This is a genomic window from Streptomyces sp. NBC_00316, from assembly GCF_036158715.1.
Lineage (GTDB): Bacteria > Actinomycetota > Actinomycetes > Streptomycetales > Streptomycetaceae > Streptomyces.
Genome location: NZ_CP108023.1, coordinates 998,570 through 1,019,439 on the forward strand (window position 1 = coordinate 998,570; position 20,870 = coordinate 1,019,439).

22 protein-coding genes are annotated in these 20,870 nt (G+C 71.2%); 7 read left to right on the forward strand and 15 right to left on the reverse strand.

Annotation, left to right across the window (positions count from 1 at the left end; all coding sequences use genetic code 11):
* Position 1: 1 nt before the first annotated feature.
* Complete coding sequence (locus OG878_RS04575) at positions 2-709, reverse strand: succinate dehydrogenase (protein WP_328885548.1); 708 nt, start codon at positions 707-709, stop codon at positions 2-4.
* Positions 710-804: 95 nt separating this feature from the next.
* Between OG878_RS04575 and OG878_RS04580 the strand changes: the two genes are divergently transcribed.
* Complete coding sequence (locus OG878_RS04580) at positions 805-1,725, forward strand: LysR family transcriptional regulator (RefSeq protein ID WP_328885549.1); 921 nt, start codon at positions 805-807, stop codon at positions 1,723-1,725.
* A gap of 141 nt (positions 1,726-1,866) precedes the next feature.
* Here the strand turns inward: OG878_RS04580 and OG878_RS04585 are convergent, their stop codons facing one another.
* The 3 genes from OG878_RS04585 to OG878_RS04595 form a co-directional block, all read right to left on the reverse strand.
* Complete coding sequence (locus tag OG878_RS04585) at positions 1,867-4,041, reverse strand: putative bifunctional diguanylate cyclase/phosphodiesterase (RefSeq protein WP_328885550.1); 2,175 nt, start codon at positions 4,039-4,041, stop codon at positions 1,867-1,869.
* Complete coding sequence (locus OG878_RS04590) at positions 4,038-4,856, reverse strand: SAM-dependent methyltransferase (protein ID WP_328885551.1); 819 nt, start codon at positions 4,854-4,856, stop codon at positions 4,038-4,040. The genes OG878_RS04585 and OG878_RS04590 overlap by 4 nt, the downstream gene beginning before the upstream one ends.
* Positions 4,857-5,057: 201 nt before the next feature.
* Positions 5,058-6,032, reverse strand: coding sequence for an SCO0930 family lipoprotein (locus OG878_RS04595; RefSeq protein ID WP_328885552.1), 975 nt, complete (start codon positions 6,030-6,032; stop codon positions 5,058-5,060).
* A gap of 715 nt (positions 6,033-6,747) precedes the next feature.
* On the opposite strand from OG878_RS04595, the gene OG878_RS04600 reads away from it, so the two are divergent.
* Together OG878_RS04600 and OG878_RS04605 are read left to right on the forward strand one after the other, a co-directional pair.
* On the forward strand, positions 6,748-7,524 hold the full coding sequence (locus OG878_RS04600) for a bestrophin-like domain (protein WP_328885553.1): 777 nt from the start codon (positions 6,748-6,750) through the stop codon (positions 7,522-7,524).
* 163 nt (positions 7,525-7,687) lie between these two features.
* Positions 7,688-8,221, forward strand: a complete 534-nt coding sequence (locus OG878_RS04605; protein ID WP_328885554.1) for a hypothetical protein — start codon at positions 7,688-7,690, stop codon at positions 8,219-8,221.
* A 110-nt stretch (positions 8,222-8,331) separates the two neighbouring features.
* Here the strand turns inward: OG878_RS04605 and OG878_RS04610 are convergent, their stop codons facing one another.
* Positions 8,332-9,177, reverse strand: a complete 846-nt coding sequence (locus OG878_RS04610) for a polysaccharide deacetylase family protein (protein ID WP_328885555.1) — start codon at positions 9,175-9,177, stop codon at positions 8,332-8,334.
* 165 nt (positions 9,178-9,342) lie between these two features.
* Here OG878_RS04610 and OG878_RS04615 point away from each other — a divergent pair, with 165 nt between their 5' ends.
* Positions 9,343-9,804 (forward strand): universal stress protein, encoded by a 462-nt coding sequence (locus OG878_RS04615; protein WP_328885556.1) that lies wholly within the window; start codon positions 9,343-9,345, stop codon positions 9,802-9,804.
* Positions 9,805-10,085: 281 nt separating this feature from the next.
* A complete protein-coding gene (locus tag OG878_RS04620) occupies positions 10,086-10,658 on the forward strand; it encodes a sigma-70 family RNA polymerase sigma factor (RefSeq protein WP_328885557.1) in 573 nt (190 codons plus the stop codon).
* Here OG878_RS04620 and OG878_RS04625 read toward each other — a convergent pair.
* Positions 10,589-10,789 (reverse strand): zf-HC2 domain-containing protein, encoded by a 201-nt coding sequence (locus tag OG878_RS04625; protein WP_328885558.1) that lies wholly within the window; start codon positions 10,787-10,789, stop codon positions 10,589-10,591. The genes OG878_RS04620 and OG878_RS04625 overlap by 70 nt on opposite strands.
* Positions 10,790-10,918: 129 nt before the next feature.
* On the opposite strand from OG878_RS04625, the gene OG878_RS04630 reads away from it, so the two are divergent.
* Complete coding sequence (locus OG878_RS04630) at positions 10,919-11,440, forward strand: hypothetical protein (protein ID WP_328885559.1); 522 nt, start codon at positions 10,919-10,921, stop codon at positions 11,438-11,440.
* A 32-nt stretch (positions 11,441-11,472) separates the two neighbouring features.
* Here the strand turns inward: OG878_RS04630 and OG878_RS04635 are convergent, their stop codons facing one another.
* The 4 genes from OG878_RS04635 to OG878_RS04650 form a co-directional block, all read right to left on the reverse strand.
* On the reverse strand, positions 11,473-12,702 hold the full coding sequence (locus OG878_RS04635) for a sensor histidine kinase (RefSeq protein WP_328885560.1): 1,230 nt from the start codon (positions 12,700-12,702) through the stop codon (positions 11,473-11,475).
* Positions 12,699-14,183: a sodium/solute symporter gene (locus OG878_RS04640; protein ID WP_328885561.1), complete on the reverse strand. Its 1,485-nt coding sequence runs from the start codon at positions 14,181-14,183 to the stop codon at positions 12,699-12,701. Before OG878_RS04640 ends, OG878_RS04635 begins: the two co-directional genes overlap by 4 nt.
* Positions 14,180-14,542 carry a hypothetical protein gene (locus OG878_RS04645; protein WP_328885562.1) on the reverse strand — a complete coding sequence of 121 codons (363 nt, stop codon included), beginning with the start codon at positions 14,540-14,542 and terminating at the stop codon, positions 14,180-14,182. The genes OG878_RS04640 and OG878_RS04645 overlap by 4 nt, the downstream gene beginning before the upstream one ends.
* A 62-nt stretch (positions 14,543-14,604) precedes the next feature.
* Positions 14,605-15,417: a LytR/AlgR family response regulator transcription factor gene (locus OG878_RS04650; protein ID WP_328885563.1), complete on the reverse strand. Its 813-nt coding sequence runs from the start codon at positions 15,415-15,417 to the stop codon at positions 14,605-14,607.
* A 72-nt stretch (positions 15,418-15,489) separates the two neighbouring features.
* Here OG878_RS04650 and OG878_RS04655 point away from each other — a divergent pair, with 72 nt between their 5' ends.
* Positions 15,490-16,158: an anti-sigma factor family protein gene (locus OG878_RS04655; RefSeq protein WP_328885564.1), complete on the forward strand. Its 669-nt coding sequence runs from the start codon at positions 15,490-15,492 to the stop codon at positions 16,156-16,158.
* A 34-nt stretch (positions 16,159-16,192) separates the two neighbouring features.
* Here the strand turns inward: OG878_RS04655 and OG878_RS04660 are convergent, their stop codons facing one another.
* The 5 genes from OG878_RS04660 to OG878_RS04680 form a co-directional block, all read right to left on the reverse strand.
* On the reverse strand, positions 16,193-17,053 hold the full coding sequence (locus tag OG878_RS04660; RefSeq protein WP_328885565.1) for an Fpg/Nei family DNA glycosylase: 861 nt from the start codon (positions 17,051-17,053) through the stop codon (positions 16,193-16,195).
* A 34-nt stretch (positions 17,054-17,087) separates the two neighbouring features.
* Positions 17,088-17,945: an amidohydrolase family protein gene (locus OG878_RS04665; RefSeq protein WP_328885566.1), complete on the reverse strand. Its 858-nt coding sequence runs from the start codon at positions 17,943-17,945 to the stop codon at positions 17,088-17,090.
* Between the two features lies 1 nt (position 17,946).
* Positions 17,947-18,258, reverse strand: a complete 312-nt coding sequence (locus tag OG878_RS04670) for an L-rhamnose mutarotase (protein WP_328885567.1) — start codon at positions 18,256-18,258, stop codon at positions 17,947-17,949.
* Positions 18,255-19,286 (reverse strand): aldo/keto reductase, encoded by a 1,032-nt coding sequence (locus tag OG878_RS04675; RefSeq protein WP_328885568.1) that lies wholly within the window; start codon positions 19,284-19,286, stop codon positions 18,255-18,257. Before OG878_RS04675 ends, OG878_RS04670 begins: the two co-directional genes overlap by 4 nt.
* 120 nt (positions 19,287-19,406) lie before the next feature.
* Complete coding sequence (locus tag OG878_RS04680) at positions 19,407-20,813, reverse strand: wax ester/triacylglycerol synthase family O-acyltransferase (protein WP_328885569.1); 1,407 nt, start codon at positions 20,811-20,813, stop codon at positions 19,407-19,409.
* Positions 20,814-20,870: the final 57 nt, after the last annotated feature.

Sequence of the window (20,870 nt, forward strand, 5' to 3'; positions counted from 1 at the left end):
GTCAGCTCACGACTCCGGTCATGACGGCGACGGGTACGCAGATGAAGCCCACCGTCAGTACGAGTGCAAGGGTGTTGGCGATGGTCTTGAGCACACGGTCGCGGGTCGCCCTGCCCGCGCCGAGCGTCTGGGCGGCGCTCCAGAAACCGTGCTGGACATGGAGTCCGAGGGCCAGCATGGCGACGATGTAGATGACGTTGCCGTACCAGGTGGAGAAGGTGTCGATGACGTTCTGGTACGGGTGCCCGGACTGGAAGCCGCCGGAGTGCACGGTGCCCGTCGTCAGGTCGAGGATGTGCCAGACGATGAACAGGGCGAGGATGATCCCGCCCCAGCGCATGGTGCGGGTGGCATAGCTCGCGCGGGGCCGCTTGTGGACGTACTTGCTGGGGCGTGCCCTGATGTCGCGGCGGCTCAGCTGGTACGCGGAGGTGGCGTGCAGCACGACGGCCGCGACGAGCACCACGCGGACGATCCACAGCGCCCACTCGTAGTGCAGGAAGGGCTCCCCCACGGTCCGCAGCCAGTGGGCGTAGTGGTTGAACTCCCCGGACCCGAAGAAGATCTTCAGGTTGCCCACCATATGGACGACCAAGTAGAGGAGCATGATCAGACCGCTCACGGCCATGATCGTCTTCTTGCCGACGGACGAGTCCCAGAGCGTGCGCGTCATGGACGGCCGTCGGTCCGTCCGCGTTGCCAATGCCATGGGCACGACGCTAGGACCGAAGGGCCTCATCAGTCCAAGACATGGATCACCTCATGTCCATAGGCATGGGCTATCAACGGGTTTATGCTACGTGTATGCAGTTCCAGCAGCTCACCTACTTCGTGGCCGTCGCCGAGGCGCGGCACTTCACGCGCGCCGCGGAGGAGGTGCATGTCTCGCAGCCCTCGCTCTCCCAGCAGATCAGGGCTCTGGAGAGCGAGCTGGGGGCGGAGTTGTTCAGCCGGGCCCGCGGCAACATCGCACTCACCGACGCGGGCGAGGCGCTGCTGCCGCTCGCCCGCCGGATCCTGGCGGACGCCGACACCGCCCGCCACGAGGTACAGGAACTGGCCCAGCTGCGCCGTGGCCGGGTCAGGCTCGGAGCGACCCCGAGCCTGTGCACGGGGCTGCTGCCCGACGTGCTCCGCGCCTTCCACGACCGGCATCCGGGGATCCAGCTGCTGCTGGAGGAGGGCGGCTCGCACGACCTCGTGCGGGAGCTGGCGCGCGGCGCGCTCGATCTCGCGCTCGTGGTGCTGCCGCTGCCGGCCGCGTCCCCGGCACTGACGACGGTGGAGCTGCTCCAGGAGGACCTGGTGGTGGTGTCGGCGGCAGAGGCCCCACGGCCGGGCAAGGGCGGGAGCGTACGGATCGCGGACCTGCAGGGCGAGCCGCTCGTGATGTTCCGGCACGGCTACGACCTGCGGGAACTGACCGTGGCCGCCTGCCGGGCCGAGGGGTTCGAGCCGTCGTTCACGGTGGAGGGCGGCGAGATGGACGCGGTGCTCGGGTTCGTGCGGGCGGGACTCGGGGTGGCGGTGGTGCCGAGCATGGTGGCAGGGCGCGCGGGACACGATCTGCGGGTGACGCCGCTGGCCCCGCCGGGGCTGCGGCGCACGATCGCCCTGGCGCACCGCAGCGACGTGGCACCGCCGCGGGCGGCCCGGGAGCTGCAGAAGGTGCTGCTGGCGAGCCGGCCGGACGGTCCCGGGGAACCGGGCCCGTCCGGCGGCTGAGGACTTCGTGCGGCCCGTGGGCGATCGAGGCGGACCGTGGCCCGGCCGGTGTCTGAGGGCATCCGCGGCCCGGCCGCCGCACCGGCGCTCCCCACGGTCCGGCCGGCGCACGGAAGCCGGGCCGGTGCCCACCGGCCCCGTTCAGACCGCGTCGGCCAGCAGCAGCGAGTGGATCCGGTCCGGCGCACCGGGCCGCGCGTAGTACCACCCCTGCGCCGTGTCGCAGCCCAGCTTCCGCAGCTGCTCCGCCTGCGCTCCCGTCTCCACGCCCTCCACCGTCACCGCCAGGTCCAGGCTGTGCGCCAGCGACACGATCCCCTCGACGATCTTCAGGTCGACCGGATCCGCCGGGTGCCGCTGCATGCCCTGGGTGAAGGAACGATCCAGCTTGAGCACGCTCACCGGCAGCCTCCGCAGATTGGCCAGGTTCGAGTACCCCGTACCGAAGTCGTCCAGCGCGATGTCGACGCCCATCTCCGCCAGCTGCCGCAGCGGCTTCAGCAGATCGTCGTCCGCTCCGATGAGCGCGGACTCGGTGACCTCCAGGCAGAGCGCTCCCGGCTCCAGCCCCGACCGCTCCAGGACGTCGACGGTCTCGGCGACCAGCCGCGGATGGTGCAGCTGGGTCGGCGAGAGGTTGACATTGATCCGCAGCGGGCCGCCGTCGCTGTGCCGCTCCTGCCAGAAGTTGGCCTGCCGTACGGACTCCTCGAGCACCCAGCGCCCGAGCGGCACGATCAGCCCGGTGTGCTCGGCGAGCGGGATGAACCGGTCCGGTCCGAGCACCCCGTGCTGCGGGTGGCACCAGCGCACCAGGGCTTCCGCGCCGTGCACCGTTCCGTCGCCGAGATGCACGAGCGGCTGGTACTCGATGAAGAACTCACCGCGTTCCAGAGCGGCGGGCAGCGCGGTGGTCAGCCCGTGCCGGGTGATCGCCCGCGCGTCCGCCTCCGCATCCGCGAGCTCGAAGCGGTTGCCGCCCGCCGCCTTCGCCCGGTACATCGTGATGTCGGCGCTCCGCAGCACTTCCGCGGCGCTGCGCTCACCGGCCGGACCCTCGACGACGCCGATGGAACCACGCACCGTCAGCTCGCGGCCGTCGAGCCTGATCGGGGCGGCGAGCACCCCGAGGATCCGGCAGGCCAGCTCGTCGACCTCCCCCTCGGTGCCGGCTCCGGTGGTCAGGGCCACGAACTCGTCGCCGCCGAGCCGCGCCACCATCTCGCCCGGCGCGGTCGCGCAGCTCTGCAGCCGGTCGGCGACCTCCACGAGGAGCCGGTCCCCCGCCGCGTGACCCAGACTGTCGTTGATCGCCTTGAAGCCGTCGAGGTCGAGGTAGCAGAGCCCGAAGCGGCTGCCGTCGTCGGCGGACAGCGCCTTCTCCAGCCGTTCGAAGAAGAGCGTCCGGTTGGGCAGGCCGGTGAGCGCGTCGTGGGTGGCCTCGTAGCGCAGCCGCAGATTGAGCAGCCGGCGCTCCGTGGTGTCCTCCATCAGCGCCAGCTGGTACTGCGGCCGGCCCTCGGCGTCCCGGAGGAGCGACACCGTGAGGTTGGTCCACAGGACGGTGCCGTCATTGCGGTAGTACGGCTTCTCGACCCAGTAGTGCTCGCGTTCGCCGCGCACCAGCTCTTCGTAGTACTTCCACACGTACGGCGAGTCCTCGGGGTGGACCCACTCGTTGACCTTGTGGCTGCGGACATGGTGGTCGAGCCCGCCGAACATCCGGGTCAGGGTGTCGTTGACCTCGAGCACATTGCCGTCCAGGTCGGCGATGCCGATGCCGATGGCGGCGTCCTTGAAGACGGCTCGGAAGCGCGCCTCGGTGGCGTGCAGGGCCTGCTCCGCGGCCGAGCGGGCGCTGAGCGCCGAGCGGGCTATGGCCTCCTGCTCGGCAAGGGTCCGCTCACGCAGCGCCTGGGCGAAGCCGCCCGCGAGAGCGTGCTGCATCCGGGCACAGCGGGCCCGGATGTCCTCGGTCGACAGCGCCACCGGGCCGTTGCCACCGCAGTAGAGCACGAGGTACGAGTCGACGACGCCGAGCGTGGAGCTGAGCGCGTCCGGGTCCGTGCAGTGTGCGTCCACGAGCGCGGACCCCACCTTGTGCGCGGACGCCGGATCGAACGGCCGGGCGTGCAGGATGTCGCTCAGTCTGCGGGCCAGCGGCAGCAGATGCTGCTCGAACTCCGGCCGGGTCATGGAAGTGGCCGTCGACGGAAAGATGGCCCGGCTCCAGATGGTGGCGAATCTCCGGAGCCGGTCCTCGGGACCGTCGGGCTCCGCGTCCGATGCGTCGGACGCTTGGGCGGGAATGCTCACGCCTTGCGTCCCACTCCTGCAAAGCCCGAGAAGGCGTACGGGTCTTCCGGCTCGTGCGCCACGGTGGCGTCGGGGCGCCATTCGGGCATCGCCACGAGGCCGGGCTCGATCATCTCGTAACCGTCGAAGAACCGGGCCACCTCGTCGCGCGACCGCATGATCAGCGGGTTGCGGATGTCCCGGTAGACGCCGACCGCACCGCCCGCCTCCTCCTCCGGCAGCGGAATGCCCTCGTACGAGGCGTGGGTGATGACGATCAGGCTGCCGGGGGCGAGTGCCTCGCGCAGCTCGGCGACGGCCGACTGCGGATCGTCGGCGTCCTCGATGAAGTGGAGGACGGCGACGAGCAGCAGCGCCACCGGCCGCTCCAGATCGAGAAGTTCGGTGATCTCCGGGTGCTTCAGGATCTCCTGGGGGCGCCGCAGATCGGCGGCGGCGATCACCGCCCGGTCATTGCCCTCGAGCACTGCCTGGCTGTGCGCGACCGCAACGGAGTCGTGGTCGACATAGGCCACTCGCGCCTCGGGGTCGGCCGCCTGGGCCACTTCGTGGACATTGCCGAAGGTCGGTATGCCGGATCCGATGTCCAGGAACTGGGTGATGCCCTCACTCACCGCGTGACGCACGGCCCTGCGCATAAACGCGCGATTGGCCTGCATGATCTTGGGAAGTCCCGGCAGGAACTCCATGGCCTTGCGGGCCGCTTCCCGGTCCACCTCGAAATTGTGCGATCCGCCCAGATAGAAGTCATACATGCGAGAGACGCTCGGCACCGAAATGTCAATGCCTTGCGGTGCCCAGGCGGGACGCTCCATCGATGTCTCCAACAAGTCGCCACGGCGATCCGGCCATGTTCATGGTCAGTGTTGACCAGAGGCTACTGATCGACCGCCAGGAGAGCGAGCGGAAACGGAAATTAACGGTCCGTTATTGGTCACACACCACTGGCATGTGCAACCGGCCCGTCGCTAAGTGTGACAATCAGCGACGGGCCGGTCCGGAACGGCTGTTGTGCGCTACTTCGGGGCTCCCACGAGCTTCGCTTCGGGTGACACGGCGTACCATGTGCCGCCGACGCCTTGGCCGTTGGTGTCACCGGGCTTCGTGTCGCCGGAAAACGTATAGATGGGCCAGCAGTCGATGGCCTGCTGCTTGAGTCCGTCGGGCCGATTGAAAGTGACAAAGCCCTTGGTGGTGACGCCGTCGACGTCATTCTTGGCCAGCGGCGCGACAACCGGCCACTTCGAGAGGCAGGCCCCGGTGCACGCCGACTTCATCGGCCAGGCGGTGTCCTTCTTGAACCGGTAGACCGTCATGCCGCGCTTGTCGACGACGATGTCCCCGAGTTTCGGGTCCTTGCGCACCGAAAGTCCGGCGAGATCGACCGGCTCCGCACCGACCGGCCCGTCGGCGTTCACCGCCGCCTTCTTGCCGTCGGGTGCGGCGGCGAACCAGGTGCCTCCCACACCCTGACCATTGGCGTCACCGGGCTTGGTGTCCTTGGCGTATCGGTACATCGGCCAGCCCGCAATGGTGAGCTGCTGAGTTCCGTCCGCGCGGGTGACCTTGCCGATCAGAGCGGCGTCGGTGCCGGCGGCGGCCATCACATTGCCCGCGGGAACGACCGGCCAGACCTTCGCGCAGTCGCCTTCGCAATTCGACTTCGGCGGACTCGCGGTGTCCTTGTCGAAGCGGTAGAGCGTGAATCCCTCGCTGTCCGTCAGGACCTTGCCCAGCTTCTTGCTGTCCCACACCGCCAGCTGTCCGGCCTGCTTCGACGCGGCGGAATCCGCCCCCGATTCGGAGCCGTATCCGCTGTCGGAGCCGTATCCGCCGTCCGTTCCGTAGCCGCTGCCGGCCTGGCCTGCAGGGCTCGCATTGCCCACGTTCTGCCCGATGGACTCGGTGCCCTTGTCCTGACCGCACGCCGTCGTCAGCGCCAACAGGGCCGCCGCGGTCACCGCGAGCGAGGCGTTCCGCCAGGTGTTCATGTCAACTCCCGTAATTCTTCTGCCAGTTGAGACGCGAGTCCGCGTCGTTCATGGCCCTAGGTACGGCTGGCGGGCGGTTCTTCGTTCAACGCGTCCCCAGATTTTTCCGGAGCCGCAAACACGCGGCACCCAAGATCCCCACCATCAGGGGAATCGGGACCGCCCTCCGCGTGCCGCCCGACCTGCCGGAACATGCTCCCCGTCGTGTACGGATCGCTCATGGGGCGGCTCACCGCAGCCGCCGCTCTCATCTGGCTCCTGGCCGCCCCGGTTCCCGCGGCGGCCGACAACTGTTCGTACGCCTCGATCGGGGACGGCGCCGTGAACTCGGCGGTCGCCACGACGGGCGACGGCCACTGCCAGGCGGGCCCCGCGCCCAAGCCGACTCCGCGGCCCGAACCACCGCCCCCACCGCCTCCTCCTCCCCCACCGCCTCCTCCCCCACCGCCTCCACCGCCTCCACCGCCTCCACCGCCTCCACCGCCTCCACCGGCGGAACCGGAGCCCGCACCACCGCCCCTGCCCCCCAAGCCCTCCGTACGCCCCACGCCGCCCCCGCCCAGGCCGGTCGCGCTCCCCGCCTACCGCAAGCCGCCGCGCAAGGTCCCGCAACGCGGCCCCTCCCTGGTCACCCTCACCCTGATGATCACCGCCCCCGCGGTGTTCGCCGTCGCCGTGCTACGTCCCCGCTCCCGATGACCCCCGGAGAAGCCACATGTCGGAATGGCTGGTTCTCACCCTCGCCATGGCGGCGGCCAGCGCTGTCGTCCTCACCATCGCCGTCCTCAACAACCGCCGGATCGGCGAGGACGACGACCCGTCCGAAACCCCCGATGTCATCGAGTACATGACGATGATGATCGGCGTCGTGTACGCAATCGTGCTCGGCCTCGCCATCGCGGGAGTCTGGGAGGGCCGCAGCGCCGCCCAGGAGTACGTGCGACAGGAGGCCCAAGCCCTGCACGAGGTGAACGTCCGCTCCTCGGTCTACCCGGCCGAGGTGCGCAACCGCATCCGCGCCGATGTCGCTGCGTACGTCAGCTATGTCGTCCACGACGAGTGGAAGGCGATGAGCGAGCACGGCGCCCTCACCGACCGGGGCGCCGAACTCCTGGGCCGGGTACGGGCCGATGTCACCGACTACCGGCCGAAGACCGACCACGAGGGGCAGGCCTATCAGCCACTGGTCGACCAGGTCGCCGCGGCCGACGACGCCCGCAGCGCCCGCGGGCAGAGCGCCGGTGCCACCATGCCGGGCGTCGTCTGGTTCGGTCTGATCACCGGGGCGCTGGTGACCGTCGGGCTCATCTTCACCCTGCAGATCCGCAGAACGTTCCGGGAACTCCTGCTGGCCGGGCTGTTCAGCGTGCTGATCGCCTTCCTCCTCTTCCTGATCTGGGACTTCGACTCCCCCTTCGGCCGCGGCATCTCGGCCACCGCGGCACCGTTCCTCGATCTGTTTCCCAACGCGGCCGCCGGACCGTCCTCCTGACGGCATGGTGGTGCGCCGCCCGAGGGACACCGGTGCCCCATTCGACGGACCCCGATCGCGCATGATATGCGGCACTTCTAACGTCTGTTCCATCGAGGTGCATATCTGACACTTTGTGGGAATCCGTTCCGCAGTTGCTCCTCGGGGACTCGGAGGAATCACGATGCGCGCGATACATCTCGCACCCGTCGCCCTGCTCGGCGCTCTCGTTCTCGCCCCGACCGCGCCGGCAGCCGCCGCGTATGCCGTGACGTCGGAGGGCGCGCTCAGCGCGACCGGATTCACCGTCGCCCCGTCGGTGATCGCGCCGGGCGGCCAGGTCACCCTGGCCGCCCGGGGGTGCTCCACAGCGGCAACGGCCAGTTCGGGCGTCTTCGACAGCGTCACCATTCCCAGCGGAGGCTCCGCCGCGGCCACGGTGGACTGGGATGCGAGACCGGGCGCTGTCTACGAAGTGACATTCATCTGCAACACGTCTCCGACCTCCACCGCGAAGGTCACGCTCACCGTGGCCGAGGCCGCCCACAGCCCCACCCCGGGTTCCACGTCTCTCACACCCAGCGGCGTGCAGGGTGGTCTCGGCGGCTTCGGCCGGATGAACGTCGCGGAGATCGCCGGCGGAACGGCGCTGGCGGTGGTCGCGGCCACCGGTGCCCTCTTCTTGGTGGGCCGGCGGAGGGAGAACCGGCACCACTGAACGGCGCGAGCCGAGGGTGGAAAGTGCGTCGCCCCGGGTCCCGGTCCAGGACCCGGGGCGACGGGCGTTCCGGGCCGCCGGCCCCGAACGGGGCAGCGGGCACCGTGCATTCAGCCGCGGCGCGGCACGGTGATCCGGTAGCCGTCGTCGAGCAGCTCGGGCAGGTATCTGCGCAGAGCGGCGACGCTCTGCGAGCGGTCGCCGCCGGCGTCGTGCGACAGGACCACGACGCCGGGCGCAGCTCCCTCCCGGACCCGGCGGACGATGCTGTCGACCCCGGGCTCGGTCCAGTCGAGGGTGTCGACCGTCCAGGCCATCGGCTCCATGTCCATGGCGGCGCCGATCTCGAAGGAGGTGCGGTTCCACGCTCCGTACGGCGCCCGGTACCAGAGCGGCGCGGCACCGGTGATCGTCTCGATCATCTCGCTGGTCCTGCCCAGCTCGTCGCGGATGCCGGCCCGGGAGAGCTCGGTGATCATCGGATGTGTCCACGAGTGGTTGCCGATGGTGTGGCCGTCGTCGGCGATCGCCCGCACCAGGTCCTGGTGGGCCTGGGCCGTCTCCCCGCAGAGGAAGAACATCGCGCGGACGTCGTACGCGCGCAGAGTGGCGAGGATCCCCGGGGTGTAGCGAGGGTCGGGGCCGTCGTCGAAGCTGAGCACCATGGCGTGGCCGATGTCGGGCAGCTCCTCGAACGGCCTGGTGCGTACCGGTGCGGGAGCGGGCCGGAGCCGGGGCGGGGCGGCCGCGGTCGTGGGCTGGAGCCGGTGGTCCGGGGGACGGACCACCTGGAAGGCCGACAACGGTCCGGCAATACCCTCCGTCGACGGCGCGGAGGGCCGGGCCGGGGTGCCGGCCGGGTCTGCGGCGTTCATGCGTACGACAGTAGCGGCACCGAGCCCGGCGGCCATGCGCAGCAGTGACCTGCGCCCCGGCAGCCTCTGATCATTCCTCATGGCCCACTGCTCGCACTGTGGCGGCGCCCTCCCTCTCAACGACACTGCGCCCGAAGGGTTTTGCACTCGATGGAGGGAGAACGTCCGCGGCGACGGGAGACTCGTGTTCCGGCGGCCGGGCAGCCCCCGCCGGGGACGGCGACGGGAGCGGCTAACCTCACTGCCGTGACAGACCAGCAACCCCACCGGTTCGAACGCGGCACAGACGGCCCGAAAGTGATCGTCGCGGGCCTCGACGGCTCCGATTCCTCTATGCGCGCCGCCGCGTACGCCGCCGGTCTCGCCCGGCGGCAGAACGCCACGCTCGCACTCGTCTACGTCCAGCCGGTGTTGCCCGCCGGGGCCGCGCTCGGCGCGCCCGTCGCCGACACGACCGGAGAGGTCGCGGAGGGGCTGGTGAGCGAGATCCGGGCGGCGACCGAGCGGGCGAAGGACCTATGGAATGTGCGCTGGGAGTTCCACACCTTCCGCGGTGACCCGTACAACGGACTGGTCACCGCGGCCGACGAGCTGAAGGCGGATGCCGTGGTGGTGGGCGCCTCGGAGTCGGCGGGGCACCGGTTCATCGGCTCGGTGGCGATCCGGATGGTGAAGGCGGGGCGCTGGCCGGTCACCGTCGTTCCGTAGACGGTCGGCGCCTGACGGTCCGGGAGGCGGGGCTCGCCGCCACGCGGCGTGCCCCGGCCGCCCCGTCGCGCGCCCGGCCGGTGCGGCGTCACGCCCGCCACGCGACGTCCGCCCGCCGTCCGTTCACCGCCCGAACGGCCGCTCACCGCACCATTCGCCGCTCTGTGCGACCGCTCGTCGCACGCCTCGGCCCATCTCCTGTTCGCCGCGGCCCGAATGCGTTCGTATACGGCGCAGGCAGCGACGAGGCGGCAGAGCCTCCGCGGGGAAGGGCGGGCACGATGACCACGACGACGACCGATGAACGGGCGCTCGCGCAGGTGCAGCGCGAACACGGTCCGGCGCTCCTCCACTTCCTGCTCGGGCTGACCTTCGGCGACCGGCAGCGGGCCGAGGATCTGCTCCAGGAGACGTTGGTGCGGGCCTGGCAGCACCCGGAGGCGTTCCACGGTCCGTACGAATCGATGCGGCCGTGGCTCTTCACGGTCGCGCGGCGTCTCGCGATCGACGCGCGCAGGTCCCGGCAGGCCCGGCCGGCCGAGGTCGGCGACATCGCGCTCGAGAGCGCCCCCGTCCGGGAGGACACCGCGGAGTCCGCCGTCGCCGCGCTCGATGTGCGCGAGGCGGTGCGCACGCTCAGCCCCGAGCACCGCGCGGTGCTGGTGCACATATATTTCCGCGGGCTGAGCGTGGGCGAGACGGCCCGGGCGCTCGGCATACCGGCGGGCACGGTCAAGTCCCGTTCGTACTACGCACTGCGGCTGCTGGCGGGCAATCTGCCCGGTTACTCCCCCAGCAGGTCCTCCTCATCGAGCAGGGCGAGCAGGGCCGCCGCCTCCGCGACCTCCACGTAATCGGCGGAGCAGCCGTCGCAGTGCCGCAGGTGCCGGCAGACACGACGGGTCTCCCCGGCCGTGAGCGCATCGAGAACGTAGGCGCCCAGCAGCTGGCGCACATGCGGGCCCTCCCCGGGATCGGCGGTCATCGCAACCTCATGTCTGTCCTGTGACGGATCCGGCGCGACGGATCCTGTCCTTCTGGCCACGCGCGGCACGCTCCCCCGGTTCAATGCTGCCTGTAGCCCGGTGCCGAGAAGAGAAAGAGGCGAGACGGGATGCGTCCGGAACGTACGGATGGAACCAGTGGGGGCGGGCTGCTGGTCCCGATGGCCTGGATGTACGCCGAGTACATCGCGGATGAACTGCTGCGGACCGGCGATCTGATGGAGCCGTCGACGCTGGAGTACCGTGCGGGGCGCGACGCGCTCGCACTGACCATTTTCCTCTCCGACGGTGCGGCGGCCGATGCCCTGCGGGCCACCCGGATGGACGAGCTGCGGCTCCTGACGGCGTACGGGACGGCCTGGCGCGGCTGGGTCTGCGAGCGGCTCGACGTGCTGACGGCGGCCCAGGTCCCGGAGGACGGGCGGGGCGGACCCGACCCCGATCTGGCGCTGGCCCGCGTCGCGTGGCGGTGGCTGGAGGAGACGGAACTGCTGGCGGCCGACCTCGATGCGATCGGACCGCCGCCGTGGGAGCCGGTGGCCGAGGAGCAGCCCTGGGAGGCGGCCCAGGTGTGGACGCCGGCCTGGCAGCTGGGCCTGCCGCTGGGGCATCTGGCGATCCATCTGTACTGACGGGAGGCGCTGTGGGCTGCCCGTGGCGGCGGTCACGAACCGTGGACCCCGGCACGGTACTTCGGCAGCCGCACGGTGATCTTCATGCCTGCGCCGATGCCGGTCTCGATGACGAGCCCGTAGTCGTCGCCGTACACCTGGCGCAGCCGTTCGTCGACGTTGAGCAGCCCGATGCCGGCGGAGGTGCCGCCCTCGCCGCGCAGGATCTGCCGGAGCCGTTCCGGATCCATGCCGGTGCCGTCGTCCTCGATGACGACTTCCGCCTCGGAGCCCGCGTCCAGGGCGCTGATGGTGATGCGGATGGGGGCCTCGCCCGCTCGAACGGAATCGAGAGCTCGGGGCATGGTGACGGCGCCTTCGAGTCCGTGCTTGACCGCGTTCTCGACGAGCGGCTGGAGGCAGAGGAACGGCAGGGCGACGGGCAGCACTTCGGGCGCGACCTGGAGCGTGACCGAGAGCCGCTTGCCGAAGCGGGCCCGGACGAGCGCCAGATACTGGTCGATGGAGTGCAACTCGTCGGCGAGGGTGGTGAAGTCGCCGTGGCTGCGGAACGAGTAACGGGTGAAGTCCGCGAACTCCAGGAGCAGTTCGCGGGCCTGTTCGGGGTCGGTCCGGACGAACGAGGCGATGGCGGCCAGCGAGTTGAAGATGAAGTGCGGGGATATCTGGGCGCGCAGAGCCCTGATCTCGGCCTCGATGAGCTGGGTGCGGGACCGGTCGAGCTCCGCGAGTTCCAGCTGCACGCAGACCCAGCGGGCCACTTCTCCGGCCGCCCTGGCCAGCACCGCGGACTCGCGCGGGGCGTAGGCGATCAGGGTGCCGAGCACCCGGTGGTCGACGGTCAGGGGCACGGCGACGGCCCAGCGCAGCGGGCAGTCGAGGTCGTCGCAGTCGCTGTGGAAGGCGGTGTCGCGGCCGCTGGCGAGTAGCCCCTGCACCTGGTCCATGACGTGCGTGCCGTGGTGGTCTCCCGCGCCGTCCCAGACGAGCACCCGGTCCCGGTCGGTGAGGCAGAGCGCATCGGTACCGAGCAGGGAGCGCAGCCTGCGGGCGGACTTGCGGGCGCTCTCCTCCGTGAGCCCGGCGCGCAGCGGGGGCGCGGCGAGCGAGGCGGTGTGCAGGGTCTCGAAGGTGGCGTGCTCGACGGGGGTGCCGACATCACTGGTGCGCACGGGCCGGGCGGTGCGGCGGCCGAGCAGGAACCCGCCGCCGAACAGCAGGAGTACGAGCAGGACGAGCACGGCATATCCGGCCCCGGTCATCGGTGCCTTCCAGGCATCAGTGCTTCCGGCAGATGGAAGCGTGTCATTGCGGCGTTCGTACCCGGAGGTATGCGGCCGGGCGTGGCGAGCGAGACCAGGACCATCGCGAGGAAGCCGACCGGAACCGACCAGACCGCCGGCCAGGCGAGCAGTGTGTGCGGCCACCCCGGCGGGCGTACCGCGCCGCTGACCGTGATGGCGACGGACAGGAGCGCAGAGCCGCCGCCGAGCAGCAGTCCGGCGATCGCGCCGGGCGGGGTGAGCCGCCGCCACCAGATCCCGAGGACCAGCAGGGGGCAGAAGGACGACGCGGACACGGCGAATGCCATGCCCACCGAGTCGGCCACCGGCAGTACCCGGCTGACCATCAGCGAACCGGCCAGCGGCGCGCACATCGCCAGGACGGTGGCCAGCCGGAAGTGCCGCACTCCGCGTGACGGCAGGACGTCCTGGGTGAGGACTCCGGCGACAGCCATGGTGAGACCGGAGGCGGTCGACAGGAACGCGGCGAACGCACCGCCCGCGATGAACGCGCCCAGCAGATCCCCGCCGAGCCCGCCGATGGCCCGCTCGGGCAGCAGCAGCACAGCCGCGTCCGCGTCCCCGCCGTGGATCAGCTCGGGGGCGTACAGCCTGCCGAGCGCACCGTAGACGGGAGGCAGCAGGTAGAACACACCGATGAGGGCGAGCACCACGACCGTGGTGCGACGGGCGTCGCGGCCGTTGGGGCTGGTGTAGAAGCGGACGACGACGTGCGGCAGCCCCATGGTGCCGAGGAACGTGGCGATGATCAGCCCGTAGGTGGCGTACAGCGGATGGTCGGCGCGGAACACGGTCAGCTGCTCGTCGAACGCTGCCCGGGGCCGCCCGCTGCCGTGCCAGGCCAGCACCAGAAAGATCGCGGGCACCAGGAGCGCGGTCAGCTTCAGCCAGTACTGGAAGGCCTGGACGAAGGTGATGGACCGCATGCCGCCTGCCGCGACGGACACCACGACGACGGACGCGACGAGCACGTCGCCGAGCCAGCCGGGCGCCCCGGTCAGGATCTTCAGGGTGAGTCCGGCGCCCTGGAGCTGCGGGACGAGATAGAGCCAGCCCGCCCCGACGACGAGGATGCTCACCAGCCTGCGTACCTGCCGCGATTCGAGCCGCCCCTCGGCGAAGTCGGGCAGGGTGTACGCCCCCGAGCGGCGCAGCGGAGCGGCGACGAACACCAGCAGGACCAGATAGCCGGCGGTGTAGCCGACCGGGTACCAGAGCATGTCGGGGCCGTGGACGAGTACCAGGCCGGCGATGCCGAGGAAGGAGGCGGCGGAGAGGTACTCACCGCTGATCGCGGCGGCGTTGAGCCGGGGCCGGACGGTGCGGGAGGCGACATAGAAGTCCGAGGTGGTACGGGAGATGCGCAGCCCGAAACCGCCGACGAGGAGGGTGGCGAGAACGACGGCGGCCACGGCCACCACCGCGTACGTGTGGCTCACGGTGCGGGGCGGCCTTCCACGAGCCGGGCGAAGTCGCGTTCGTTGCGCTCGGTCCGCCGCACGTACCACCAGGCGATCAGAGTCAGCGGCGGATAGGCGGCGAAGCCGAGGACCGCCCAGACGACGGCGGCGCTGTGCAGGGCCTCGAAGACCAGGGGGAGGGTGCCGACGACCACGGCGAGGACGCTGAAGGCGGTGAGTGCGGCGCGCAGCTGACTGCGCATCAGCGAGCGGACATAGGCGCCGCCGAGTGCGGTCTGCTCGTCGATCTCCGACTGGGTGCGGTAGCGCGGCAGCGGTCGTACCCGCCGGGGCTCCCCCGTCACCACTTCACGCCGGGGCGTCGACTCTGCGGACATGGGCCCGGAGTGTACGCAGCCGGGGGCGCGCTGGGAAGGGCTCGACCCCGGGTAGGCCCTGGTCAGCGGCCGGTCTGCCGCATCAGGAGATCCCGCAGCGCGCGGGTGTGGCGCCGGCTCACGGCGAGTTCCGCGGTGCCGATGCGGACGCTCATGGTGCCGGCGTCGAGCCGCAGTTCGTCGATGCGGCCGAGGGCCACGAGGTGGCGGCGGTGGATGCGCACGAAGCCTCGCGAGCGCCAGCGTTCCTCAAGGGTGGTGAGGGGAATGCGGACGAGGTGGCTGCCGGTGGCGGTGTACAGCCGCGCGTAGTCGCCCTGCGCTTCGGCGTACGCGATGTCGTCGATCGGTATGAACCGGATGAATCCGCCGAGTTCGACAGGGATCTGGTCGGCGGCGCTGTCGTGGACGGACGTGGAAGGGACGGACGCTGAAGGGGCTGTCGCGGAGTGTCCCGGCCCCGGGTGGCCGAACCCTGAGCGGTCACCGACCAGTTCCGCGACGCGGCGTACGGCTTCGGAGAGCCGTTCGCGGCGCACGGGCTTGAGGACGTAGTCGACGGCCTTGAGATCGAAGGCATGGACGGCGAAGCCCTCGTGGGCGGTGACGAAGACGATGAGCGGGGGCGCGGCGAAGCCGGCCAGCAGCTGGGCGACGTCGAGTCCGGTGAGGCCAGCCATGTGGATGTCGAGGAAGACGACATCGATGGCGGCCGGGTCGTCGGGACCCGCGTCGACTGCGCCGCCGATCCGCCGCAGTGCCTCGGTGGCCCCGGTGGCCCCCTCGGCGCTGCGGATGCGCGGGTCGGCACGCAGGAGGTAGAGCAGCTCCTCGAGGGCGGGTGCTTCGTCGTCGACGGCGAGTACGCGCAGCATGAGGCCGGAGTGTAGAGCGTGTCGGGCGCAGTTGGCTTGAGTGATTTACAGGCCGGTTCCGTACATGACGGCATGCACACCCCGGAACCTCATCGCAATGTCGGCGCCTATGCCCTGGGCGTGCTCGGCGCTGCGGACGCCTTCCGCTTCGAGGAGCATCTGGCCCAGTGTCCCGTGTGCGAGGTACGGGCCGCGGAGTTCCGTGCGGTGACCGCGGTGCTCGCGGAGCATGTCCGGCGCACGCCGCCCGGGGTGGAACCGGTGGTGCGGGCAGGACCGGAGCTGGTGCGGCGCGCGGTCGGTGCGGTGGCGGCGTTACGGCGAAGGAGCCGTCGGCGGCGGCTGGCGCTGGTGGCGGCGGCGGTGGTCCTCGCGGTGGGCGGACCGCTCGCGGTGCTCGGTGTGCCGGCCGGGCCGGGCGTTCCGCCGGGGAGGGCACAGCCGCAGTTCTGGTCGGCGGCCGAACCGTCCACAGGAGTGGCGGCCGTGGTGACGGCCGGTGCCAAGGAGTGGGGCACGGACATCGGTCTGGAGGTGGCGCGCGCGCCGGTGGCGGGGGTGTGCGCGCTGGTCGCGGTGGGCCGGGACGGCAGCGAGGAGACCGTCACCACCTGGTCGGTCACCGGACCGGACGAGAAACCGGTGTCCGTGCAGGGCGGAGCGGCGCTGCGGCCGGCGGACATCGACCACTTCGAGGTGCGGGCGGCGGACGGGCGGCGGCTGCTGCGGCTCACCCGCTGAGCGGTCGGTGGAGACAGCAGCCGGGAGCAGCGCGCTATTTGAGCAGCTTGGAGAGCCGGCGGTCTGCCAGCGGTCGGCCGCCCGTCTGACAGGTCGGGCAGTACTGCAGCGACGAGTCGCTGAACGAGACCTCCCGGATGGTGTCCCCGCAGACCGGGCACGGTTCGCCGGTGCGGCCATGGACGCGGAGCCCGCTCTTCTTCTCCGCCTTGAGCTTGCCGGCGGCCACTCCGCTGGAGCGGGCCACGGCGTCGTGGAGCGTGGTGCGCAGGGCGGTGTGCAGCCGGGTGATCTCGTCGCCGGTGAGGCTCGCGGTCAGTTTGAACGGTGACATCTTCGCTGCGTGCAGAATCTCGTCGCTGTAGGCGTTGCCGATGCCCGCGATCAGCGACTGGTCGCGCAGGGCGCCCTTGACCTGACGGCGTTCCCCGGCAAGCAGCGCGGCGAACGCTTCGCGGTCGAAGGCGTCGTCCAGCGGATCGGGCCCGAGCCGGGCGATGCCGGGCACGTCGGCGGGCTCGCGCACGAGATATACCGCGAGGCGTTTGGTAGTGCCCGCCTCGGTGAGGTCGAAGCCGTCCCCGCCGGTGAGCACGGTACGCAGCGCGAGAGGTCCCTTGCCGGGGCGCGGCGGGGCGGCGGGGAAGCTGTCCTTCCAGTGCAGCCAGCCGGCCCGGGCGAGATGGGTGACCAGGTGCAGCGGGCCGACGCCGATGTCCAGGAACTTGCCGTGCCGGGCGACACCGGTGACGGTGCCGCCCTCCAGTGCGGTGAGCGGTGGGTCGTAGGTCTTGAGCACGCTGACGGCGAGCGGCAGGACGCGGGCGATCTCCTTGCCGACCAGATTCTCGTCGAGAAACACCCGCAGGGCCTCGACCTCCGGTGGTTCGGGCATGGTTCCCAGGGTGCCGCAGCCGACGGACCCGTGCCTATCGAAGTCCGTAGACCCGTTCGGCAGTGGTGGCGAAGACCGCCTGCCGTTCGTCGTCGGTGAGCCCTTCGGTGAGGGTACGGGCGGCATCGACGACATCCGCGTAGCTCGCCGCGAGCCGGCAGACCGGCCAGTCGGAGCCGAACATCAGCCGGTCGGGCCCGAACGCGTCGAGAACGGTGCCGGCGTACGGGCGGAGGTCGTCGACCGTCCACGAGCGCAGGTCGGCCTCGGTCACCAGGCCGGAGAGTTTGCAGACGGTGTTGGGGTGGACGGCCAGGGCCTTGATGTCGTCCGCCCAGGGGTGCAGGCGCCGGGCGGCGACGGGCGGCTTCCCGGCATGGTCGAGTACGAAGGTGAGCTCGGGGTGCACAGCGGCGGCCTGCACGGCGGCGGGCAGCTGGTGGGACCGGACGACCAGGTCGTAGACGAGTCCGGCGGCGGCCACGGCGGACAGTCCGCGGCGGACGTCGGGGCGCAGCAGCCACTCGGGGTCCGGTTCGCCCTGGACCTGGTGGCGGATGCCGACGAGCCGGTCGCCGCCGGGGAGCTCGCGCAGTGCGGCCAGCGTGTCGGCGATGCCGGGCGCGGTGAGGTCGGTCCAGCCGACGACGCCCGCGACGAGGTCGTTGCCGTCCGCGAGGGCGAGGAACTCGGGGGTCTCCTCGGGCACGGTGACGGTCTGGACGAGAACGGTGGCGTACACCCCGGCGGCTCGGGCCTCGGGCTCCAGCTCGGCGAGGGTGAAGGTGCGGGCGAGGGGGGCGAGTTCGTCTCCGGTGATCCACTCCTGGTCGCGTACCGACAGGTCCCACACATGGTGGTGGGCGTCGACGATCCGTTCCGGGCCGGTCATGTCACAGCTCCCAGGCGACGGGCAGCCCGGCTGCGGCGCCGTCCGACGAGTAGTCGTGGGCGACATCGAGGAGTTCGTCCATCCGGGCCTGCCAGGCGACGTTGACGGGGAGCTGCTCCAGTTCGGCGAGGAGCCGGGCGTAGTCCGCGCACTCGATGACGTGGAAGAGGTCGGTGCCGCTGCGCCAGATCGTCCAGGAGGTGGCGCCCGCCGCGCGGATCGCGGTGGTGAGTTCCGCGGGGACTTCGCGGTGCGCGGCCTCGTACGCGTCGATGCGGTCGGCGCGGACCTTGGTGTGCAGGGCGATCCTCATGCTCGGTGTCCGTCCTCGGTCAGCGGGTCGTCGGCGGGCGGGCTCTCCATGGGCGGGCCGTCGGCAAGCAGGCCCTGCGACCGCAGGTCGTCCCAGAGCGCGTCCGGGATCTCGCGGGCGAACAGCCCGGCGGCGTCGTGCATCTCTTCCGGAGCGCGGGTGCCGACGAGCACCGTGGCGACCGCGGGGTGGGCGAGCGGGTAGCGCAGGGCGGCGGCGCGCAGCGGTACGCCGTGGGCCTCGGTGACGGCCTTGATGCGCAGGGCCCGGTCGAGCAGGGCCGGAGGGGCGGCGGCATAGTCGTAGGTCGCGCCGGGGCGGGGGTCGGCGAGCAGCCCGGAGTTGAAGACCCCTCCGATCACGACGCTGCGCCCACGGGCGACCGCCTCGGGCAGCAGCCCGTCCAGCGCGGACTGGTCGAGGAGGGTGAAGCGGCCGGCGCAGAGCACGGTGTCGACGTCGGTGTCGCGCAGGAAACGGGTGAGCATCGCGGTCTGGTTCATGCCCGCGCCGATGGCTCCCACGACACCTTCCGCCCGCAGCTTCTCCAGGGCCGGGTAGGCCGTGCGGAAGGCTGCCTCGGCGTGGTCGTCCGGGTCGTGCAGATAGGCGATGTCGATGCGGTCGAGGCCGAGCCGCTCGAGGCTGTCGTCGATGCTGCGGCGTACGCCGTCGGCGCTGAAGTCCCAGCGGCGTCGGTGGGTGGCGCGCACGGCGAAGCCCTGGGAGAGACCGTCGTCCGGCGCGGCGCCCGCCGGCAGGGGGTCGAGCACCCGTCCCACCTTGGTGGACAGCACGTAGGCGTCGCGCGGCCGGTGGCGCAGGGCTTCTCCGAGCCTGCGTTCGGAGAGGCCGAGCCCGTAGTGCGGTGCCGTGTCGAAGTAGCGCACGCCCTCGTCCCAGGCCGCGTCCACGGCGGCGGCGGCCTGCGCGGGATCGACCTCCTGGAAGAGATTGCCGATGGCGGCCGCCCCGAAGGACAGTTCGGTCACCTCGACCGCACTGCTTCCCAGCCTGTTTCGCCGCATGGCGCTGCCGCCCTCTCCAATGATCGTTGTTCCCGCACAACGAATATTCATCGGATCACTTGGGCGCGTCAACACCCTCGGCGCGAGCAGGTGACCCCCGCGCGGCGAAATCTGTCCGATCTATCGAGTGGCGACCTGAGCCATCGGCAGCAAGGCCAGCAGATCACCCAGCTCGTCCTCTGCACAGCGGGCCAGCTGTTCCAGGTCCGGGACGGCCTTGCCGTCGGCCACCAGGCCGATGTGCACCTGGCCGCCGTACGTGGACATGGCGACGGCCAGGGACTGACCACGGGCCAGCGGCGCCATCGGATAGACGGCCTGCAGCGGGCAACCGCCGAGCGAGAGCGCCGAGCGCGGCAGCGGCACGCTGGTGACCAGCACGTCGAAGAGCATCCGGGCCGCACTGCCGGCCAGCGGGGCGCCGAAGCGATGCGCCAGGGAGGGAAGCTGATCGGCGAGTACGGCGACCGCGCCGGCGCCGCGCAGCGGCCCGGCGGCCTTGTTGCGGTCCATGGCCGTACGGACGTCGCGCAGCCGCTCCCAGGGGTCGGCCTCGGAGAGAGGCAGTCCCAGCAGATAGGCGGAGAGCCTGTTCCCGGTCGCCGCGGTGCCGCCCGGACGTCGCCTGGAGACGGGGACGAGGGCGCGCGGATCGGCGTCGGGCAACTGCTCGCCGCGCTCCAGCATCCACCGGCGCAGCGCCCCGGCGACGATGCCGAGCAGGACATCGTTGGTGGTGCCGCCCACCGCCCGGCGGATCCGGCGGACGTCCTCGGCGTCCAGGTCGGTGGTGGCCAGACGCCGCGTGCCGCTGGAGGTCGCGGTGAGCGCGGGGGCGCCACGCAGATCGAGTCGGCTGGCCCGCACGACGGAGGCGCCGACGCCGAACGCGCGTCCGAGGTCCTCGATCCGGCCGAGCGCGAGGCCGGCCACCTGGCGCGGCCCCGGCATCCAGGAGCGGGGCGGGACCGTGCGTGTCAGGCGGGCGCTCGCGCCACCCCGGGCGCGGGCCCCGAAGGAGGCGATCTCGTCGAAGATGCCGGCTCCGATGGCGACCGCGCGCATTCCGTCGGCAAGCGCATGGTGCAGCTTCACGAGCACGGCGAAGGTACCGTCGTCGGCGCCGCTGATGAGGTACATCTGCCAGGGCGGCAGCCCTCGTTCGAGCGGCTGCTCCATCAGTTCCCCGGCCAGCCGGGTGGCCCCGGCCATGAACCCGGCGCCGCCCGGACCCGCCTCGCCGTGGGGCAGCCGTACGCGCGCGACGTGCCGGTACACGTCGAAGTCCTTGTCGACGGACCAGGCGGCGCCACCGACCGGCAGCAGGACGTCGCGTACGCGCATCCGCAGCCGGGGGATCGCGGCGGCGCGGGTGCCGAGCAGGCGCAGAACGGTTTCGGCGTCGACGCCGGGCGCAGGGGCGGGTGGCGGGGAGAAGACCGCCAGGGCGCCCAGGTGCATGGGGTGGGCATCGGATTCGAGGTGCCAGAAGGCCAGATCGAGAGGTGCCAGTAGCTCAGTGCCCAACGGATCCTCATGTCATCGAAGACAAAGATTGCCGGAGTCAACGACTGCCGCAGTCGC

Bases quoted from the DNA above. Each gene is read 5' to 3' on its own strand.
- OG878_RS04625 (WP_328885558.1), bottom strand. From the start codon at position 10,789: ATGACCGCCGATCCCGGGGAGGGCCCGCATGTGCGCCAGCTGCTGGGC.
- OG878_RS04610 (WP_328885555.1), bottom strand. From the start codon at position 9,177: ATGAGGAATGATCAGAGGCTGCCGGGGCGCAGGTCACTGCTGCGCATG.
- OG878_RS04630 (WP_328885559.1), top strand. From the start codon at position 10,919: ATGCGTCCGGAACGTACGGATGGAACCAGTGGGGGCGGGCTGCTGGTC.
- OG878_RS04580 (WP_328885549.1), top strand. From the start codon at position 805: ATGCAGTTCCAGCAGCTCACCTACTTCGTGGCCGTCGCCGAGGCGCGG.
- OG878_RS04575 (WP_328885548.1), bottom strand. From the start codon at position 709: ATGGCATTGGCAACGCGGACGGACCGACGGCCGTCCATGACGCGCACG.
- OG878_RS04590 (WP_328885551.1), bottom strand. From the start codon at position 4,856: ATGGAGCGTCCCGCCTGGGCACCGCAAGGCATTGACATTTCGGTGCCG.
- OG878_RS04660 (WP_328885565.1), bottom strand. From the start codon at position 17,053: ATGCCCGAACCACCGGAGGTCGAGGCCCTGCGGGTGTTTCTCGACGAG.
- OG878_RS04645 (WP_328885562.1), bottom strand. From the start codon at position 14,542: ATGTCCGCAGAGTCGACGCCCCGGCGTGAAGTGGTGACGGGGGAGCCC.
- OG878_RS04600 (WP_328885553.1), top strand. From the start codon at position 6,748: ATGTCGGAATGGCTGGTTCTCACCCTCGCCATGGCGGCGGCCAGCGCT.
- OG878_RS04635 (WP_328885560.1), bottom strand. From the start codon at position 12,702: ATGACCGGGGCCGGATATGCCGTGCTCGTCCTGCTCGTACTCCTGCTG.
- OG878_RS04675 (WP_328885568.1), bottom strand. From the start codon at position 19,286: ATGCGGCGAAACAGGCTGGGAAGCAGTGCGGTCGAGGTGACCGAACTG.
- OG878_RS04620 (WP_328885557.1), top strand. From the start codon at position 10,086: ATGACCACGACGACGACCGATGAACGGGCGCTCGCGCAGGTGCAGCGC.
- OG878_RS04655 (WP_328885564.1), top strand. From the start codon at position 15,490: ATGCACACCCCGGAACCTCATCGCAATGTCGGCGCCTATGCCCTGGGC.
- OG878_RS04595 (WP_328885552.1), bottom strand. From the start codon at position 6,032: ATGAACACCTGGCGGAACGCCTCGCTCGCGGTGACCGCGGCGGCCCTG.
- OG878_RS04665 (WP_328885566.1), bottom strand. From the start codon at position 17,945: ATGACCGGCCCGGAACGGATCGTCGACGCCCACCACCATGTGTGGGAC.
- OG878_RS04650 (WP_328885563.1), bottom strand. From the start codon at position 15,417: ATGCTGCGCGTACTCGCCGTCGACGACGAAGCACCCGCCCTCGAGGAG.
- OG878_RS04670 (WP_328885567.1), bottom strand. From the start codon at position 18,258: ATGAGGATCGCCCTGCACACCAAGGTCCGCGCCGACCGCATCGACGCG.
- OG878_RS04605 (WP_328885554.1), top strand. From the start codon at position 7,688: ATGCGCGCGATACATCTCGCACCCGTCGCCCTGCTCGGCGCTCTCGTT.